This is a genomic window from Pseudoalteromonas sp. UBA2102 (assembly GCF_002331165.1).
GTDB lineage: Bacteria > Pseudomonadota > Gammaproteobacteria > Enterobacterales > Alteromonadaceae > Pseudoalteromonas > Pseudoalteromonas atlantica.
Map to the genome: position 1 here is coordinate 38,993 of NZ_DCYU01000063.1, position 18,243 is coordinate 57,235.

An 18,243-nucleotide genomic window follows, 5' to 3' on the forward strand; every position below is an offset into this window, starting at 1 on the left:
TTTTTATTTTCTATTTTTTAGAGTAAATAAGTTCAATATTAACTATTTTACTGCGATTGAGGGTTATTTTGTAACGCTGGTATAAAGTTCTTTCCTCGTCTTTTAATACCATCACCAAATTTAACTGGTAGCGCCTTTCAACCGCTTGCTTTGATATTTTATTACCATCTAAATGATACAGCTTGCCCTCACCGCGTTTTAAATACCGTGCAAAGGGCGCCAAATTAAAGCGCATACTTTGCTGCAGAGTATCGTAGCCTGGTAAAAACTCTTTAGCTGAAACACGTGTTTCACTGGCAAAATGCAGCCACTGCGCGGCTAGCTTGTTTTGCTGACGCCTTTTTGAAAATATTGTTTTTACTTCACTAGGGATTTTTTTAAAACGCATGTACTCAAGCCACACAAACTGACTTGCAACGCGGTCTTTAGTGATGCTGTTTTTAAATACAAACCGCCATTTAGGACGCCCCCGCACAATAGCGCGCCAAATTACCCGCGTAATGTCTTCTTTAAATATCTCACGCAAGCCGTAAATAACCCCTAATATTAAAATAAGGGTAGCGGTCACTTCGGTAAAGGTTGAGCGCGCATTAAGTATAACCACCATTACAAATGCCATAATGACAGCTGTAACCGTGCCTTTTACTAAACGCTTTAGGTAACTATTTAAATAACGCGTATTGCGATGCAAAATAACGCCGTGCTCTATTAGGCGCTGCAGTAAACGCATTTTATTCGTGATGCGGTTACCATCTTGCAACGTGGTTTCTGAGTTGTAATTTTGCTCAAACCGGTATGTATTTTCGTTTTTACAAAATTGCAGTAAGTCGTTGCGCTCTTTCGCAAAGTCACTGCTGCGCGGGCCTTCATCTAATAGCTTTAAAAACGACTGCTCCACATGCCAACTTAAATAGTTATCGGCATTGGTGTAAAACGGCACCAGTTTTTCATCATCGGGGGTATATCTGCGCAGCTTTTTTAGCAGCCCTTCACTTTGCTCAAACAGCTCTTGTGCACGGGCATAAAAAGCATCCACTTCTTGAATTTTTAATGCATCTTTAATATCAGCATCGAGCGCTAAACGCACCTGATAACAGTACAAATTAAGGTTTTGGCGGTAATCTTGTTGCTCACCTTTGTTTTTACTAACAAAGCGGCTACGCACTAAGGGTAAGTGTATGTTTTTAGCGTTATAAGCTAAGTGCGATTTAAAGTGGTTATTAAAATAAGACTCTTCACTGAGGGTTTGCACGTTTATACCCATTTCATTGGGGATAGAAAAATACAGGTCGATACGCTGCTCAGAGCGAGGGGATAGCTCTGGTTCTATGACAAAAGATAAATTTTCGTCTTGTTTTATCAAACAACTCTCCTTTTATTGAGTGTATAAGTGTACTGCTCTCCTTAATTTTGTTCAATAAAAAAGGCCCAGTAAACACTGAGCCTTAATACGATTAATGTGCTAATTAAAACTTAACGTTTACACCAGCAAATACACGGCGACCTAGTACATCGTATGTGTACGGGTCAGTGTTAGAATCGTTGTTACCTGTGTAGTAAGGAGGTTGCTTATCAAATAAGTTGTTAACACCTGCTGTTACTGACACAGTCTCGTTAAAGATGTAAGCACCGCTTATGTCATGGTATACAACTGAAGGCGTTGTAGGCGCATAACATGATGACTCATCACCTTGACAGCTGTAGCTATCCATTCCTGCAATGTAGCGTGCTTTGTAGTTTGCGTTCCAAGCGTCGCCTTTCACAGTTAGTTCAAAGTTAGCTTTAACATCTGCATAACCACCGATACCAGAAGTAATTAAACCAGCGTAATCAATGCTTGATTCAACAACATCTACTAGGTACTCGTCTAGGTAAGTAACATCTAGTGATGTATTCCACGCAAGACCAGCTGCATCAAATGTGTAGTTTAAGTTTAAGTCGTAGCCTTTAGTTTGCTCGTAACCTACGTTTTGTAGTTGGTTATTAAAAGCAATACGGCCAGTGCTTTGGTTAAACGATACCGCAGCAGAGCTACATAACGCAGTACTTTGGTTAGCTAATGAACCATCTGTTGCTAAACAAGAGTCAACAATATATTGGTTGTTAACTGTCGCAATTGCGTTTTCAATTTCAATGTCGTAGTAATCTAACGTCATTGAGAAACCTTCAAACCACTCTGGCTCGTAGACAATACCCGCTGTTAGCGTATCAGCTTCTTCAGGCGTTAATTGGTCATTACCACCAACAGTTACTTCAGCTTGGTCTTGTGCACCAGGGAAGCTAACTTGTTCAAACGAAGGTGAATTACCTGAGTATAGCTCAGCTACTGTAGGCGCACGGAATGCTGTAGAGCGAACACCACGTAGCATTACTTCGTCGTTTACACGCCAAGTTAAACCAAGTTTCCATGTTTCGTCAGAACCAAAAGTGCTGTAATCGAAAGCACGGATTGCAGTGCTTAGTTCAACGTTTTGCGCTAAGAACGCATCGCTAACTAAAGGAATTGCAAGCTCTAAGTACGCTTCGTTTACGTCAAAACGACCGCTTGTAGGCTCAACACGTGGGTCGTTTGCAAGACCTTGTGACGTGATTGAATCTGGGATGTACCATGCTTTTTCTTCACGGCGCTCAACACCAGCAGCAAACCCTACGTAACCTGCAGGAAGTTCCATTACTTCACCAGCTAATGATGCAGTGAACATTAGTAATTGGCTACCACCTGAGTTTTGCTCAGTGTAAACGTAATCGCTTAAGTTCTCAGCAGACCAAGAAGATTGCATAAGTGGGTTAAAGTCACCCGCTTCGATTGCATCTTGGATAGAGCCCATGTTGTGAAGGTTGCTTAAACGGTCAACTGAATCGTTACGACCAAAAATTACAGACACATCCCAATCGTAACCACTGTCAAGGTAACCTGCAGCACCTACTACAGTACGAACAGTGTCAACAACTTGTGAGAAATCACGAGTACCTGTGTCTGTCATACGACGACCGTAAGAAACTTCATCACCGTAGTTAATATTGTGGCTTGTTAGTGAATTGCCCATTTCTTCAGTGTAATCAAAGTCAAACCATACTGGCTGTGGTGCCATTTGTTGCTCTGACCAACGCTTAGAGTATGTGAATTCTGAGTATAAACGCGTGTCATCTGTTAAATCGAAGCTACCGATTCCTGTAAGGTTTAAACGACGCATAGGCGTGTATAGGTAGCTGTCTGATGAGTAGTTGTACGCATCATCAGAACCAAAGTCATGCCAACCGTTGTCTGCTTGACCTTGTAGTGATTCATCACCTGACCATACGTGGCCATTTGGCGTGTATGAAGAACCAGAACAGTAAGGTGCACTGCCGTCGCCATCTTCAGTTAATGGACAATCAGAGAAGCTACGATCTGCTTGAGATGCGTCACCACGGTCAGTGTACTGAAGACCGATTACAACGTTACCACGACCAAAGCTACCACCCATAGTGATATCGAAAGACGTTTCATCAGCATCACCTTCTGTAGTGATTGCAGATTTAACATTTAAGTCTAAACCTTCAAAGTCATCTTTTAAGATGATGTTTACAACACCTGCAACCGCATCAGTACCGTATACTGCAGATGCACCATCTTTTAGTACTTCAATGTGCTTGATCATTGAAACAGGAATAGTGTTTAAATCAACAGTAGAGGCAGCACCTGTGCCTGAGTTGATCATACGACGGCCATTTACAAGTACTAATGTACGTTGTGAACCTAAACCACGTAAATCGATAGAAGCATTACCACCAGAACCATTATTGATACCTGGGTTGGTCATTGCACCACCAGTAGCAGTCATTTTTTGTAATACGGCATCAACCGAAACTGCGCCGGTTGCAGCAATGTCATCTGCACCGATTAAAGTAACTGGGCTAGCGGTTTCCATATCTGCGCGCTTAATGCGAGAACCCGTTACTTGAATTTTTTCAATAGCGTTTGCGCCATCTTCGGCCGCTACTACTTGCATACTTGAAAACATTGGGATTGCTGCGATTACAGCTAAACCAAGAGTTGATTTTTTCATGAATAAACCCTACTTGTTGGAAATTTACCTTGATTGGTAATGCTCACTTTTTATAAGAATTGTGAGTCAGGGGGGCAACTTAGGCTGAGTTAACTGAACAAAAACTTAATGGAAGATCGTTATATATACAACACCAAAAAAGAATAACCAAAAAAGGTACAAAGGTTATAACTTGTTGCAGTGTTAACTAAAAAAAACAATTAAAAATCATTGAGATAAGACAAATGAAAAGCAATTAAAACACACCTGAAATCAAAGTTATGCAGATTGTAATCAAATGTAATTAATGGATAAATATACCCTTTTTAGAAAAATTAACATATTAATCACAGCGCATTAGTAAAACCGTAAAGCTGTAATAAAATTAATAACCATAAATATGCAGATTTACCGCTTAAATAGTCTTATTAAGCTATTTATTTAGTTTTTTTGGTAATATTTTTTGTTCAGCGAGACTTCAACGTTTGCTCGGATCGGGAGGAGTTATTTGATTTAGCAAATCATTAGAGGGTCTTAATTTGAGGGCGTTTAGCTTTATTAAAATAGTTATCATGAAAGTAAGCAGGATTTACTTTTTTACATGCCCAGTAATGCAAGTAATACGCTTTTACTATAAACATGACGAAGCCCCCCTATTACCGTAAGGCAATTCACTCCATAACAAGAACGAGCAAGCACACCAACATAAAACAGATGAGAATGAAAAAAAAGGTAACAGCATACAAGGCAGCAAAGAGGTTTAAATGTGTGTTAGTGCTTTAAATACAATTTTATACACCTGCTATTGCCATATATAAGACGTACCGCTAAATAGTAATGCCTTATTATAGTAATACCTTATTAATAGCTGATTTTTGTTATGCGCCAGCTAAAAAATGATTGGCAGGAAAAAGGTGCCTTAATACGTTACATAAAAATTATAAAAGTGAGTGATTTGCTCACCAGTTTGAACATTGCTTAAATTAAGCACCAGTTGCCACAGCATATTTTGCTCAGAGCATATGCCCACCATAGTGTCACTTTTATAAATAGTTGCTTCTTTAGTGAACTTTTGCGGAATAAAACCCATATACATGGTTATACTTTCAAGCTTAGCGTTATCTATTTTTAGGTGGGCGGGTAAATCAAGGTAAATACTAAAGGGGGTTTCGGGGGTAATATTTTTATCACTTAACCATACTTTAACACCGGTATTATAAATACAGCGCTGATTCGTGTCACAATTTGTTTTTAACAGTGCTTTTTGATCTTTTTGGTTGGCATTGTCACAGCCTGTTAATACAAAAAACAGCATTAAAAACAAAGATAATCTATATATATGCATAACAAATCCGCGCTAAATAAAAACAAATCTTAATTAGCATGCTTTGAAATAACAATAGCCAGTGTGATGTTTGGTTAATATAGGTACAATCTGTATCAAAAAATAAACAACAAACTCACAAACTTTGATTGATGTCATAATTTTATGTAATTGACCTATCTTTTTTAGGCCAAAAAATTTATCATTTCACCCGCAAAAAATAAGGGTTTCTCGAGTTTGTTTTCTGAAGCATTCAGGCTTTGAACGTTTTAGGTAATACGCTTGGGGAAAATAGTAGGCCCCACTTTAAACGGTGGGTAATTCATTTCTAAACGCATTTATTGCAGCGGAAGCCAGAAAATGAGCCAAACAGTAGCATCACAAACTGAGTATAACTATAAAGTTGTACGCCAATTCGCTATTATGACAGTGATTTGGGGCATCGTTGGCATGAGTATTGGGGTTCTGATTGCTGCCCAATTAGCTTGGCCAGCACTTAACTTTGATACACCATGGTTAACATACTCTCGACTACGTCCGTTACACACGAACGCAGTAATTTTCGCATTTGGTACCAGTGCACTTTTTGCGACGTCTTATTACGTCGTTCAACGTACTTGTCAAACGCGCCTTTTCTCAGACAAACTCGCCGCTTTTTCTTTTTGGGGTTGGCAGCTTGTTATTGTATTAGCCGTAATTACATTACCACTGGGTATTACTAGCTCTAAAGAATATGCAGAGCTTGAGTGGCCAATCGATATTTTAATCGCGGTAGTATGGATAGTTTACGCAGTGGTATTTTTTGGTACGCTGATCAAACGTAAAGTATCGCACATCTACGTTGCTAACTGGTTTTACGCTGGCTTTATTATTACTGTTGCAGTGCTACACATTGTAAACAGCATGGCAGTGCCTGTGTCGTTAACTAAATCATACTCAATCTACGCAGGTGCGGTAGATGCCATGGTTCAGTGGTGGTACGGTCACAACGCTGTAGGTTTCCTACTAACGGCTGGTTTCTTAGGTATGATGTACTACTTTGTACCAAAGCAAGCAGGTCGCCCAGTTTACTCTTACCGTTTATCGGTAGTTCACTTTTGGGCACTTATTTCACTTTACATTTGGGCTGGTCCTCACCACCTTCACTACACTGCGCTTCCTGATTGGACGCAAAGTTTAGGTATGGTTATGTCTATTATCCTATTTGTACCGTCTTGGGGTGGTATGATTAACGGTATAATGACGCTTTCTGGCGCTTGGCATAAGCTACGTACCGACCCAGTACTGCGTTTCTTAGTTGTTTCATTGTCTTTCTACGGTATGTCTACGTTTGAAGGCCCAATGATGGCAATTAAATCTGTAAATGCATTATCTCACTACACAGATTGGACTATCGGCCACGTACACTCAGGTGCACTAGGTTGGGTTGCGATGATTTCAATTGGTGCTATTTACCACCTTATTCCTGCGTTATTCGCACAAGGTCGTATGTACAGCGTTAAATTGGTTAACACGCACTTTTGGTTACACACAGTAGGTGTTGTACTTTACATTGTTGCAATGTGGATCTCAGGTGTTATGCAAGGTCTAATGTGGCGCGCAGTTAACTCTGACGGTACATTAATGTACAGCTTTGTTCAGTCTTTAGAAGCATCACATCCTTTCTATATTATGCGCTTTGTAGGCGGTGTATTCATCGTTACAGGTATGTTAGTTATGGCTTACAACGTTCTGCGTACAATTTCAGCTGAGAAAGAATCACTGAAGTTAGACGCGCAAGCACAATTAGCATAACGGAGTGAGATGATGAGCAATAAAAATTCACAAAACAAACATGAAATAGTAGAAAAGAACGTTGGCCTAATGGCCATTCTGACTGTTTTTGCTATTAGTTTTGGTGCATTAGTTGAAATTACTCCGCTAATGTTCCAAGACGATACAACAAAACCTGTAGAAGGTTTGCGCCCACTTAACGCGCTTGAAATGGAAGGTCGTGACATTTATGTACGTGAAGGTTGTTATAACTGTCACTCACAAATGATTCGTCCTTTTCGTGATGAAGTTGAGCGTTACGGTCACTACTCTGTAGCGGGCGAATCAGTATGGGATCACCCTTTCCAATGGGGTTCTAAACGTACTGGTCCTGACCTTGCACGTGTAGGTAACCGTTACTCGGACGATTGGCATTATGCACACTTAGTTGACCCACGCGCCGTGGTTCCTGAGTCGAACATGCCAGGTTTTCCTTGGTTAGCAGAGACTAAGGTTGATACCAGCCTGACTCTGAAAAAACTACAAATTTTCCGTGATACTTTTGCTATTAACCCAGAAAACCCTAAACACCCGGGTTTAGGTTATGGCAGCGACGAAGAGCTACAAGCAGATGTTGATAAAGTTAACGCTATGAATAACGGCGAAGGCGCAACAGAAATGCAAGCCCTAATCGCGTATTTACAGCAACTTGGCACCCACTTGAAGTAATTATTATGGATTACGGAACATACAGAGGCATTTTGACTCTGGTAATTTTAGTATTGTTTATTGTGATTGTTGTATGGGCATACAGCAAGCGTAGCAAAAATCGTTTTGATGACGCTGCTAATGCCATTTTCGAAGATGAAAAAAAACATAACAACACACTCTCTAATGAGGAAAAGGAGTCTGAAAAATGACTAGCTTTTGGAGTATTTGGGTTATTGTATTAACCCTAGCCTGCTTAATCATCATTTTTAGCTTATTAGTTTGGAACCTTAAAAACTATGCGGGCGTAAAAGAAGGTGAAGACTGCGGACATGAATATGACGGCATTACCGAACTAAATAATCCACTCCCAAAATGGTGGACGTACATGTTCTTCGCAACATTTATTTGGTCGGTATATTACTTAGCAGCTTATCCAGGTTTAGGTAACTGGGAAGGCTTAGGTAAATGGACAAGCTCTAACCAAGGTATCACCTCTTTAGCTGAATCTAAAGAAGCCACGGCTAAAGCTAAAGAAGAAGGCCGCTATGTAAAGCTTGATAAAGAATACGAAGCAGCACAAGAGCGCTTTGGTCCTATTTTTAACAAGCTTGCACAAGTACCAGTATTAGATTTAGTTAACTCTAAATTTGAAGGTGATGCAGCGCAGCAAGTAGCCCTTGAAAATGGCGAAAAGCATGAACAAACAGACGGCCAGTTAGCACTTGAAATTGGTCAGCGTTTATTCTCGCAAAACTGTGCGCAATGTCATGGTTCAGATGCACGTGGTGCAACTGGCTTCCCTAACCTAACTGATAAAGATTGGTTATACGGTGGCTCACCAGACAAAATTAAGGAAACGCTTCTTTATGGTCGTGTAGCAGCAATGCCTTCTTGGAGTGCAGCACTTGGTGAGCAAGGCGTTAAAGAAATGACAGCGCACGTACTTAGCTTGTCTGGTCGTACTGTTAACCAAAAAGATGCCGCTGCAGGTGCCGCTAAGTTTGCGATGTGTGCCGCGTGTCACGGTGCAGATGGTAAAGGCTCTGTTGCACATAACTTACCGTTTGGTGCACCAAATCTTACAGATAACATTTGGTTATACGGTGGCTCTCAACGCGCTGTTGAAGAAACCCTTAACCATGGCCGCGCCGGTGTAATGCCAGCATGGAAAGACATTTTAGGTGAAGATAAAATTCACCTGTTAACTGCCTATGTTTACAGTTTATCGCAAGATAAATAAACACCGAGTTAACTATTAATTAATCTTTTTATTTCAACAGATTAATCCAGATCAAAAAAGCCTCCAGTCGGAGGCTTTTTTTTAGTCTTTTACAAATATTTGCTATAAAATAGCCCTACCTAAACTAATTTTAGAGCAACTATGCAACCTACTCCGTGGTATAAAAATTTTTGGCCTTGGTTTTTAATCTTTTTTCCGCTAGCGGCCATTATCGGGTGCATAACCTTAATTATTACTGCTGTGGGCAACGGCCCAGATATGGTGGTTGATGATTACTATAAAAAAGGCAAAGCAATAAACTTAGAACTTACTAAGTTTGAAAAAGCCAAAGCACTGTTTTTACATGGCAAGCTTAATGTTACAAACGAGCGTGCCAGTTTTGCCTTTACTAAAGGCGATTATAGTAACGTACACGCTTTAAAGCTGTCTTTTTATCATCGCACCATCAAAGCGCATGACTTTGAAGCAACGCTTACCCCTAATGCAAATAAAGAATTTACTGCCCTTTTAGATAACTACACACCAGGTGCTTACTCTGTATTTATAGAGCCGGTGGATGGTAGTTGGAAGTTAAAAGAAAACATTACTCTTCCTACAGAGCAGCCATTGTTAGTTACCCCAAATTATAAGTAGCCACCACTATGAGCGTTTCTTGCTTTCATTGCCTTGAAAGTGTGCCAAATGGATTTCGCGCAACCGTAACAATAGATAACACGCCACAGCCTATGTGCTGTATTGGCTGCCAAGCGGTTGCGCAAAACATTGTTGACCAAGGCATGACCGACTATTACAAATACCGCACCGTACGCGCTGGTAAAGTAGAGCAGTTAGTCCCTGAGCAACTCGCGTTTATTAAAAGCTACGACAACGAAGACATACAAGATGAGTTTATAGCCACAACCGATAACTTATCCCAAGTACTTTTAAGTGTTGAAGGCATTACCTGCGCCGCGTGTGCATGGCTTATCGAAAAGCAATTACTTAGCTTAAAAACGGTAAAGCGCGTTGATGTAAATACCTCAACTAACCGTGCCATGATCCAATGGGATAAAACCCAAACCCCGCTGAGCGAAATTATTACTTCCTTAGCCAAAATTGGCTATAAAGCTTACCCGTTTCAAGCCGATGACGAAGCCCAACAAAAGCAACAAACAGCAAAAGCCTATATACGCCGCTTAGGTGTTGCAGGGCTTATGACCATGCAAGTGATGATGTTTGCCTTTGCCATGTACTTTGGTATGTTCTCGGGTATGGATAATAACTTTGAGCAATACTTTAGGTGGATAAGCCTAGTGCTTGCCTCCCCCGTTATTTTATACAGCGCATTACCCTTTTTAACTAATGCTATTAATGGCTTAAAAGCAAAACAGTTAAATATGGACTTACCTGTTTCGTTGGCTATTTTTGGGGCTTATAGCGCCAGCTGTTATGCCACATTTATGCAAGTAGGCGAAGTGTATTTTGAATCGGTATGTATGTTTACCTTTTTATTATTATTAGGTAAATACCTTGAGTTTAGAGCCCGATTAAAAGCCAGCGAGTTTACCGCCAACTTACAAAAGCTGCTGCCTTTAACCGCCCGCACCCTTGATGATAACGGCCAAGAGCATATTATTGCTGCAAAAAAACTTAAGCTGAATGATGTTGTACTCATAAAAGCTGGCGAAACTATTCCCGCTGACGGAGAGCTTATCAAGGGGCAAACAAGCGTTGATGAGTCGATGATGACCGGTGAGCATCAGCCCGTTAATAAGTTTATTGGCCACAATGTGTATGCTGGGTGTGTTAATCACGATGGCGTAATAGAAATAAAAATAAATAAAATTGGCCAAAACACCCTACTAAACCAAATTATACACTTACAACACACTGCGCTTACCAAGCGCCCTAAACTGGTAGAAATTACCGATAAAGTTGCCCAGTGGTTTATTGCCTGCTTGCTAGTTTTTGCCTCTATAACGGCCATTGGCTGGTACCAAATTGACCCAGAGCACGCGTTTTGGATCACTATTTCTGTATTGGTTGCCACTTGCCCTTGCGCGCTTAGCCTTGCTATACCTACCGCATTAACATGCGCTGTAGCCACGCTCACCCGCAAAGGGGTGCTAATTAAACAAGCGCATGTGCTCGAAACCCTCTCGCAATTAACGCTGTTTGCCTTTGATAAAACAGGCACCCTCACACAGGGTAAATTTAGCTTAGATGCCATTGATATACTCGATGACACAATCTCTAAAGAGCAAGCCCTTAATATTGCAGCCCAGTTAGAGCGTTATTCTGAGCACCCCATAGCCAGCGCATTTAATAAATACGCCACCACCGAGCTTGCCCTTACAAGGATTACTGTACACCCAGGTATGGGCATTAGTGCACAAAGCGCAGATGATCATTACGCTATTGGTAAAAGCGGCTGGTTTGACAGTAAAAAAACAAATGCCCAAGCAAGCCTATTTATAAATAAACGCGTAGTTGCTCGTTTTTACTTTATAGATAAAGTAAAACCCGGTGCCAGTGAGCTTATAAGTACCTTACAAGCACAAAACTTGAGCTGTCATATGCTCACAGGCGATGCATCGGATGCTGGGCAAAAAATAGCAAAACAGTTAAAGCTCAACAGCAGCCAAAGCGCCCTGTCGCCTAAAGATAAACAAACCGCCGTAGAGCAATGGTCATCACAAAACGAAGTGGTTGCCATGGTAGGCGATGGCATTAACGACAGCCCAGTATTTGCCTGTGCGCATTTATCCATTGCAATGGAAACCGGTGCCGACATTTCTAAAAACAGTGCCGATGTAGTGCTGTTAAACAGTGATTTAGCCTCAATTGCGCACCTACTCAATGTTGCTAAGCAAACCAGGCGAATCATTAAGCAAAACCTGGCGCTGTCTTTGTTGTATAATGCTTCTATTTTACCGCTTGCAGCGCTTGGGCTTGTTGCCCCGTGGATGGCCGTTATTGGTATGTCTGCCAGCTCAATTATTGTGATTAGTAATTCACTAAGGCTTTTAAAGTTATGAGCATAATTTATATTTTAATCCCGATTGCCATATTATTTGTGATTATTGCCATTGGCGTGTTTTTTTGGGCCGTTAAAAGCGAGCAATTCTCTGATTTAAACAAACAAGGTCATAGTATTTTGTTTGAAGATGATAAAGAACAACACAACAAAAGTAATGATTGACCCACTTTACACCAGCGCCTTTTTAATGGGCTTAATTGGTAGCGGGCATTGCCTTGCCATGTGCGGTGGTATTGCCAGCTCATTGCAATTGGCCAGTAACAAGCGCCAATCTGTTATTTATTCATTTGCTTATAACATTGGCCGAGCGTGTAGTTACATGCTGGCTGGCGCACTCGTTGCGGGTATAAGTAGCCAATTTGCAAAACAAAATACGTTTTTTTCTGTAACCCTTTCATTCATTGCGGCTATTTTTATGCTGCTGGTAGGCGTGTATATAATGCGCTTAGGCCCCACTCTGCAATGGCTTGAAAAAATAGGCAAAACACTTATTTGGCAGCATATTGTTAAGCTTAATAAACATTTAATGCCAGTAGATTCAACGGCTAAAGCATTGGGTTACGGCGCTTTGTGGGGGTGGCTACCCTGTGGTTTGGTTTATTCAGCGCTCACATGGGCAATGACCAGCCCTAGTGCATTTGATGGTGCCCTAGTGATGCTTTGCTTTGCGCTTGGCACCTTTCCGGCCATGATCACCTTAGGCCTGGCCGCCCAAAAACTTAATAGTGTTATTAACCACCCATGGACGCGAATTGTGTTAGGCAGTATTATAATTTGGTATGGTATGTACTTGTTGATCATTGCCATCGACAAACTAGTACATTAATCGTCAGCTGTATTAAGCCACTCGGCTTATTTTCATTGCTGTGTATAAAAATTAAAACGGATTAAATTATGGATTTCTCTCAAAGTCGCGCTAAAAGTAATTGTGCAATTAGCTGTAACAACTGCAGCATCAGCCAATTGTGTTTGCCGTTTTCGTTAAATGGCCAAGAAATGGATAAACTTGACGAAATCATTGAACGCAAAAAGCCTCTGCACAAAGGCGACTACTTGTTTGAATCCGGTGCTGCGCTTAATGCAATTTATGCAGTACGCTCAGGCTCATTTAAATCGTACACCTTGTCTGAGCAAGGTGATGAGCAAATTACCGGTTTTCATTTAGCCGGCGATTTAGTCGGCTTTGATGCCATTAGCAAAATGGCTCATCAGAGCTTTTCGCAAGCACTAGAAACATCAATGGTATGCGAAATCCCGTTTGATACACTCGATGAGTTAGCAGGTAAATTACCCAAACTTCGCCAACAAATTATGCGTTTAATGAGTAGCGAAATTACCTACGATCAAGAAATGCTGCTACTTCTTAATAAAAAATCGGCAGAAGAACGCCTAGCGAGCTTTATTTATAACCTTTCGGAGCGCTTTGGCGAGCGCGGATTCTCGCGTAAAGAGTTTAGATTTACCATGACTCGTGGTGAAATAGGTAACTACTTAGGCCTAACCGTTGAGACCATCAGCCGCTTATTAAGCCGTTTTCAAAAAGCGGACTTAGTAAAGGTAGAAGGTAAATTTATTACTATTTTAGACAGTGACGCACTTGCCAAAACGGCAGCAATAATTAAGCCTTGCTAAGCAAATAGGTGTTGTAACTTTGATTTAGAACAACAATTTGTGTGCTACCCCTTTAACTGCTGTGTATTTACGTTACACTGAAAGTAAGTTAAAAAGGGAGTAGCATATGAACACTATTAAACGTATTTTAGCCGTTATTGATCCCACTAAGGATGACCATCACGGTTTAGCTCGCTCGATTGATTTAGCCAAAAAGTCAGGCGCCAGTATTACCGCCTTTATGACTGTTTACGACTTTTCTTACGAAATGACCACCATGTTGTCGTTTGAAGAGCGCGAAGCAATGCGAAAAGCCGTTATAAACGATAGAGAATTATGGCTTAAGGATATAATTTCTACCTACCCAGATGTAAATATCACCACCCAGGTGGTCTGGCATAACCGCCCTTTTGAAGCCATTATTAATACCGTTATTGAACAAGAATACGATTTAGTTGTTAAAAGTACCCATCAGCATGGTGCGCTAAAATCGGTTATTTTTACCCCTACCGACTGGCACTTAGTACGTAAATGCCCCACACCTGTGTTATTTGTAAAAGAAATGGCTTGGCCTGAGCAAGGTAATATTTTAGCCGCGGTCAATGCGGTTAGTGAAAACGATGAGCATGTAGCCCTTAATAAACGCATTATTAAAGATGCACAATTTTTATGTGAACTTGCCAACGCTAAACTTAACTTAGTTAATGCCTACCCTGCTACACCCATTAATATTGCCATAGAGATACCAGAATTTAACCCAGGCCTTTATAACGAATCTGTAAAAAAACACCACATAGAATCCACCAACGAGCTTGCTAAAACTTTTAGTTTAACTAATGAGCAATGCTTTATAGAAGAAGGCCTACCGGAGGATGTGATCCCCGATGTAGCAAATCGCTTAAATAGCGAACTGGTGGTGATTGGCACCGTAGGGCGTACGGGGCTAAGTGCCGCATTGGTTGGCAACACTGCCGAGCACGTAATTGATAGCCTAGATTGCGATGTCTTGGCATTAAAACCTGATGGCTACGTAAGCCCGCTTGCCAAAAGTTAAACAAAGCCTTAACTAGCGCTTTAATACCCATAGTACTTGGGTATATAATACGCCCCTTTATTTTCAGCAAATAATTTGCCGCATTGTTTTATAAGGGGGCGTAGTGTCTCACTCAGCTCAAGCCAAAGCTCAATACAACTTAAATAAGCTACAAAAGCGTTTACGCCGTCTTACTGGCCAAGCTGTCATGGACTTTAACATGATAGAAGAAGGCGACCGTATAATGGTATGCCTATCGGGTGGTAAAGACAGTTACACCATGCTTGATATGCTTAAACATTTAAAGCGTGTGGCGCCTATTAAATTTGATTTATTTGTTGTTAATCTCGATCAAAAACAACCAGGCTTTCCTGAACACGTTTTACCTGAGTACCTTGATAAACAAGATATTGAATACAAAATTGTAGAAGAAGACACCTACAGCATTGTTACCGATATCATCCCTGAGGGTAAAACCACGTGTTCGCTTTGCTCACGCCTACGTCGTGGTATTTTGTACCGTACAGCCAAAGAAATGGGCGCAACTAAAATTGCCCTTGGCCATCACCGCGATGACATGATCGAAACACTCTTTTTAAACATGTTTTACGGCGGTAAACTTAAAAGCATGCCGGCTAAATTAATGAGCGATAACGGCGAGCATATGGTTATCCGTCCGCTCGCTTATTGTAAAGAAGCCGATATAAGTAAATACGCATTTAGCCAAGGCTACCCTATTATTCCGTGTAACTTATGTGGCTCACAAGAAAACCTGCAACGTAAACACACTAAAAGCATGCTAGCGCAGTGGAATAAAGACCACCCTGGGCGTATTGAGAGTATTTTTACTGCAATGCAAAATGTGGTGCCTTCGCATTTAGCCGATACAGAACTATTTGACTTTGAAAACCTAAAAACCGGCGACGTTATTGATGGCGGCGATATAGCACTCGATAAACCAGATATACCTAACGCGCCTGTAAACGATGAAGATGAAAACCAACAGCAGCAAGCTGATGTGGTTACTATTAACCTAAGCTAACGGTTTTAAAAATACAGTTAAGGGGGCTACTCGCCCCTGTTTTTATACTCATTAATCCTGCTAAGCACCTTTATCAGCTAACCCTTTTAAAAACTCTAAGCTCATTCGTTCTTGCTCGTTTGCTTGATAAGGCAACTGTTGCAAACTATCGTAGACAAAATCTGTAATTTCAAACTCAGTAATCTCACTGCTACCAAAACTATTACGCTCACCTGGGCTTGGCGACATGCGCTCTATCACAAAGTCACTTAAACGCATGTTAACCACCCCTTGTGGTAATACCGACCAATGCGCCTTTAAATCCACCGTTTGACTGCCTTGTGAAAGTTTCTTTTTAGTCACCAAATGTGCAAGTGGGGTCGTATCACTGTATAAATTAGCTCTAATTCTATATAAGCCGTTTTTAAGCACCTTTAAATGTGCTGTGGCTATCATGTTTTCGTTTTGTGCATAGGCATTATCAAAATCAATAAGCGTCGCACTGGGTGGCATATACTGTATTTGCGCAACTGCAGGTACCTTTTTACCTGCAACATTTGCCTCTACAAATAGCTGTAAATTTCGCGGGTAGTCTTCACTGGCTTTAAAGCGCACCGTAGCTTCACCCTGCTGAGCTGTGGTGGTTTTTGAACTGATTGACGCTTTAGTATCGGTATTGCTTAGCGCTACATTTACCTCTGCTAGGTTTTGCGCAGCAATATTAATGGTTATTTCTTGCGGATATACAAACCGATATTTATCTAAACTAACAACGAGGGCATTACCCGCATCGTCAATGGGGCTTGTAACTGGGTAAAACTGATTGGGCTTTAAACGGTCTTCATCAAGTGCGCTTAAAGGCTGCGAATAAGGCGGGTATTTTAGTGCGCTTTGGTATTGCATTGCCACATGCTCAGCGGCACTGGCCAAGTGCTGATCATAATGTATTTTGGGAGGGCTTTTTGCCTGTTTTTGTTTTGGCACATCAATGGTTATTACGGTGTTTTTATCTGGGCTTGCTGGATCTGTCTTGTTTTTTATTGCCAGCGCAGCGGGAGGCTCAAGCGTTTTAACTTCATTTTTATTTGTAAACCACAGTAAAAACATCGCAATACTGACTACAGCGGCACCAATGTAAAACTTTTTCATGTTGCATCAATCCTTTAAAAGCGTGCAGCAAATAACTACACGCTCTAGCGTTTAATACCTAACGCATTTATAAAATTTAGGTACTTATTAAGGGATCACGTTATAAATAAGTGCCGAGGCGCTTTGCGTGTTTGAATCCTTAATATAGCGGTAGTGTTTTTTCCAAAACCAAGTACCCGTTGTTTTATCAAATGTGTTAAAGCCAACATTTTGACCATCTACATTTATATTGTTCATGGCAATTGTGACATTCCCTTTGCGCTGCGCATTATGGATCTCGTTGTGGCTGTAACTGTCGCTCATCATCATTGGATAATGGTGCGGCATAAAGCTATTAACGGCATCGCCTTGTGATTTTAACTGGCCATTAGTATCAATACTGCTACTACAACTACCAAATGATTTAGCTGCGCTTGCTCCACACGATGAATGCGATGCCACCACCGAATCATCATTCCCTTTTAAAAACCCGCCCGTTAAACCTAGGTACTCATTACCATCGGCTACAAAACGTAAACGCGGCGTACGCGCATCTGGAAACGGCGAAATTTTGCGTGCGTTATTTACTTTTAAATCGTGTAATACGCCCACCGCTTCTGTTACATCGCTGCCTAACCACCATTTGAGTGCAGCATCCACTGCAAAGTTCCATGCTGCGCCAGTTAAAGCACTTACGGCAATATCGGCAAGCTCGCTGCCGCCCCCTGCTCCCGCTAAATCAAAGGTCGCTACAATATTAAGTGGCGTAAGCCCTGCATTTTCAAGCCAATTAGCTTGGTTATCAATAATATGGCGAGCAACTAAATCGCCTGTTGAATGCGTTACTAGCACACAGCCATCAGCACATAAGTTAGAACGCGATATTTGCTTTAATTTAGGCCATACCCAATCGGTCGCAATTTTACCTTCAATGCGCTCATAGGCAGGCCAATCAATACGTTCATCAGCACGGTTATTCCAATAGGTTTGCCAATAGGTTTCACCGTCGTGTATTACATCGCTGCCCGACTTATTGGTTATTTGCGATACCTGCAAGCCGTGGATCAGTATAATTTTGTGATCTTTACTCAGTGCAGAAAAGCTCATTAAAAACGCAGCGCTGGCAAAAAGTAGATATTTAAGTGTGTGTGTTCGTTTAGAGTTGTTCATATAAATCCTTAATGTGTTCAGTGTTTTATTTTTATGCCTATGTACTTAAGGTATTCATTTACACATGTGCAGGCGCACATGCATTGACCAGTATTAGGAACAACGCTCAAAAATGCAACAATTTATTATCATTTAAATTCTGTTAAATCTATATTGACTGTATATTCAGTGGCTTAAATTCAAATAATTGCAATATTTAGTACTAT

Annotated in this window: 16 protein-coding genes; 11 read left to right on the forward strand and 5 right to left on the reverse strand. The window is 41.0% G+C overall.

From position 1 onward, the window contains the following. Nucleotides 1-10: 10 nt before the first annotated feature. The 3 genes from B2R65_RS08525 to B2R65_RS08535 all read right to left on the reverse strand — a co-directional run bounded on the left by B2R65_RS08525 (nucleotide 11) and on the right by B2R65_RS08535 (nucleotide 5,373). A complete protein-coding gene (locus tag B2R65_RS08525; protein WP_024032591.1) occupies nucleotides 11-1,363 on the reverse strand; it encodes a hypothetical protein in 1,353 nt (450 codons plus the stop codon). A gap of 103 nt (nucleotides 1,364-1,466) precedes the next feature. After that, nucleotides 1,467-4,049 (reverse strand): TonB-dependent receptor, encoded by a 2,583-nt coding sequence (locus B2R65_RS08530; RefSeq protein ID WP_286741919.1) that lies wholly within the window; start codon nucleotides 4,047-4,049, stop codon nucleotides 1,467-1,469. Nucleotides 4,050-4,947: 898 nt separating this feature from the next. Further along, nucleotides 4,948-5,373: a hypothetical protein gene (locus tag B2R65_RS08535; RefSeq protein WP_273605838.1), complete on the reverse strand. Its 426-nt coding sequence runs from the start codon at nucleotides 5,371-5,373 to the stop codon at nucleotides 4,948-4,950. A 339-nt stretch (nucleotides 5,374-5,712) separates the two neighbouring features. Here B2R65_RS08535 and ccoN point away from each other — a divergent pair, with 339 nt between their 5' ends. The 11 genes from ccoN to ttcA all read left to right on the forward strand — a co-directional run bounded on the left by ccoN (nucleotide 5,713) and on the right by ttcA (nucleotide 15,760). After that, nucleotides 5,713-7,146, forward strand: a complete 1,434-nt coding sequence (gene ccoN / locus B2R65_RS08540) for a cytochrome-c oxidase, cbb3-type subunit I (RefSeq protein WP_004588826.1) — start codon at nucleotides 5,713-5,715, stop codon at nucleotides 7,144-7,146. A gap of 12 nt (nucleotides 7,147-7,158) precedes the next feature. Next, complete coding sequence (gene ccoO / locus B2R65_RS08545) at nucleotides 7,159-7,833, forward strand: cytochrome-c oxidase, cbb3-type subunit II (RefSeq protein WP_004588825.1); 675 nt, start codon at nucleotides 7,159-7,161, stop codon at nucleotides 7,831-7,833. Nucleotides 7,834-7,838: 5 nt separating this feature from the next. Continuing rightward, on the forward strand, nucleotides 7,839-8,024 hold the full coding sequence (locus B2R65_RS08550) for a CcoQ/FixQ family Cbb3-type cytochrome c oxidase assembly chaperone (protein WP_004588824.1): 186 nt from the start codon (nucleotides 7,839-7,841) through the stop codon (nucleotides 8,022-8,024). Continuing rightward, a complete protein-coding gene (ccoP, locus tag B2R65_RS08555) occupies nucleotides 8,021-9,055 on the forward strand; it encodes a cytochrome-c oxidase, cbb3-type subunit III (RefSeq protein WP_054982343.1) in 1,035 nt (344 codons plus the stop codon). The genes B2R65_RS08550 and ccoP overlap by 4 nt, the downstream gene beginning before the upstream one ends. A 141-nt stretch (nucleotides 9,056-9,196) precedes the next feature. After that, nucleotides 9,197-9,688 (forward strand): FixH family protein, encoded by a 492-nt coding sequence (locus B2R65_RS08560; protein ID WP_004588822.1) that lies wholly within the window; start codon nucleotides 9,197-9,199, stop codon nucleotides 9,686-9,688. An 8-nt stretch (nucleotides 9,689-9,696) separates the two neighbouring features. Then, a complete protein-coding gene (locus tag B2R65_RS08565; protein ID WP_286741925.1) occupies nucleotides 9,697-12,072 on the forward strand; it encodes a heavy metal translocating P-type ATPase in 2,376 nt (791 codons plus the stop codon). Further along, nucleotides 12,069-12,236 carry a cbb3-type cytochrome oxidase assembly protein CcoS gene (gene ccoS / locus B2R65_RS08570; protein ID WP_002963071.1) on the forward strand — a complete coding sequence of 56 codons (168 nt, stop codon included), beginning with the start codon at nucleotides 12,069-12,071 and terminating at the stop codon, nucleotides 12,234-12,236. Before B2R65_RS08565 ends, ccoS begins: the two co-directional genes overlap by 4 nt. Beyond that, on the forward strand, nucleotides 12,229-12,900 hold the full coding sequence (locus B2R65_RS08575; protein ID WP_286741937.1) for a sulfite exporter TauE/SafE family protein: 672 nt from the start codon (nucleotides 12,229-12,231) through the stop codon (nucleotides 12,898-12,900). Before ccoS ends, B2R65_RS08575 begins: the two co-directional genes overlap by 8 nt. A 68-nt stretch (nucleotides 12,901-12,968) precedes the next feature. Next, nucleotides 12,969-13,706 carry an FNR family transcription factor gene (locus tag B2R65_RS08580; protein WP_286741939.1) on the forward strand — a complete coding sequence of 246 codons (738 nt, stop codon included), beginning with the start codon at nucleotides 12,969-12,971 and terminating at the stop codon, nucleotides 13,704-13,706. 106 nt (nucleotides 13,707-13,812) lie between these two features. Beyond that, entirely contained in the window at nucleotides 13,813-14,739 is a 927-nt protein-coding gene (gene uspE, locus B2R65_RS08585; protein WP_024032584.1) for a universal stress protein UspE, read from the forward strand. Between the two features lie 103 nt (nucleotides 14,740-14,842). Continuing rightward, nucleotides 14,843-15,760 carry a tRNA 2-thiocytidine(32) synthetase TtcA gene (gene ttcA, locus B2R65_RS08590; RefSeq protein ID WP_286741942.1) on the forward strand — a complete coding sequence of 306 codons (918 nt, stop codon included), beginning with the start codon at nucleotides 14,843-14,845 and terminating at the stop codon, nucleotides 15,758-15,760. A gap of 60 nt (nucleotides 15,761-15,820) precedes the next feature. On the opposite strand, the gene B2R65_RS08595 is transcribed toward ttcA, so the two are convergent. Together B2R65_RS08595 and B2R65_RS08600 are read right to left on the reverse strand one after the other, a co-directional pair. Further along, the gene (locus B2R65_RS08595) at nucleotides 15,821-16,888 is read right to left on the reverse strand and encodes a hypothetical protein (protein WP_286741944.1); all 1,068 of its coding nucleotides are present in this window, start codon (nucleotides 16,886-16,888) and stop codon (nucleotides 15,821-15,823) included. 87 nt (nucleotides 16,889-16,975) lie between these two features. Further along, nucleotides 16,976-18,037, reverse strand: a complete 1,062-nt coding sequence (locus B2R65_RS08600; RefSeq protein ID WP_064386489.1) for a hypothetical protein — start codon at nucleotides 18,035-18,037, stop codon at nucleotides 16,976-16,978. Nucleotides 18,038-18,243: the final 206 nt, after the last annotated feature.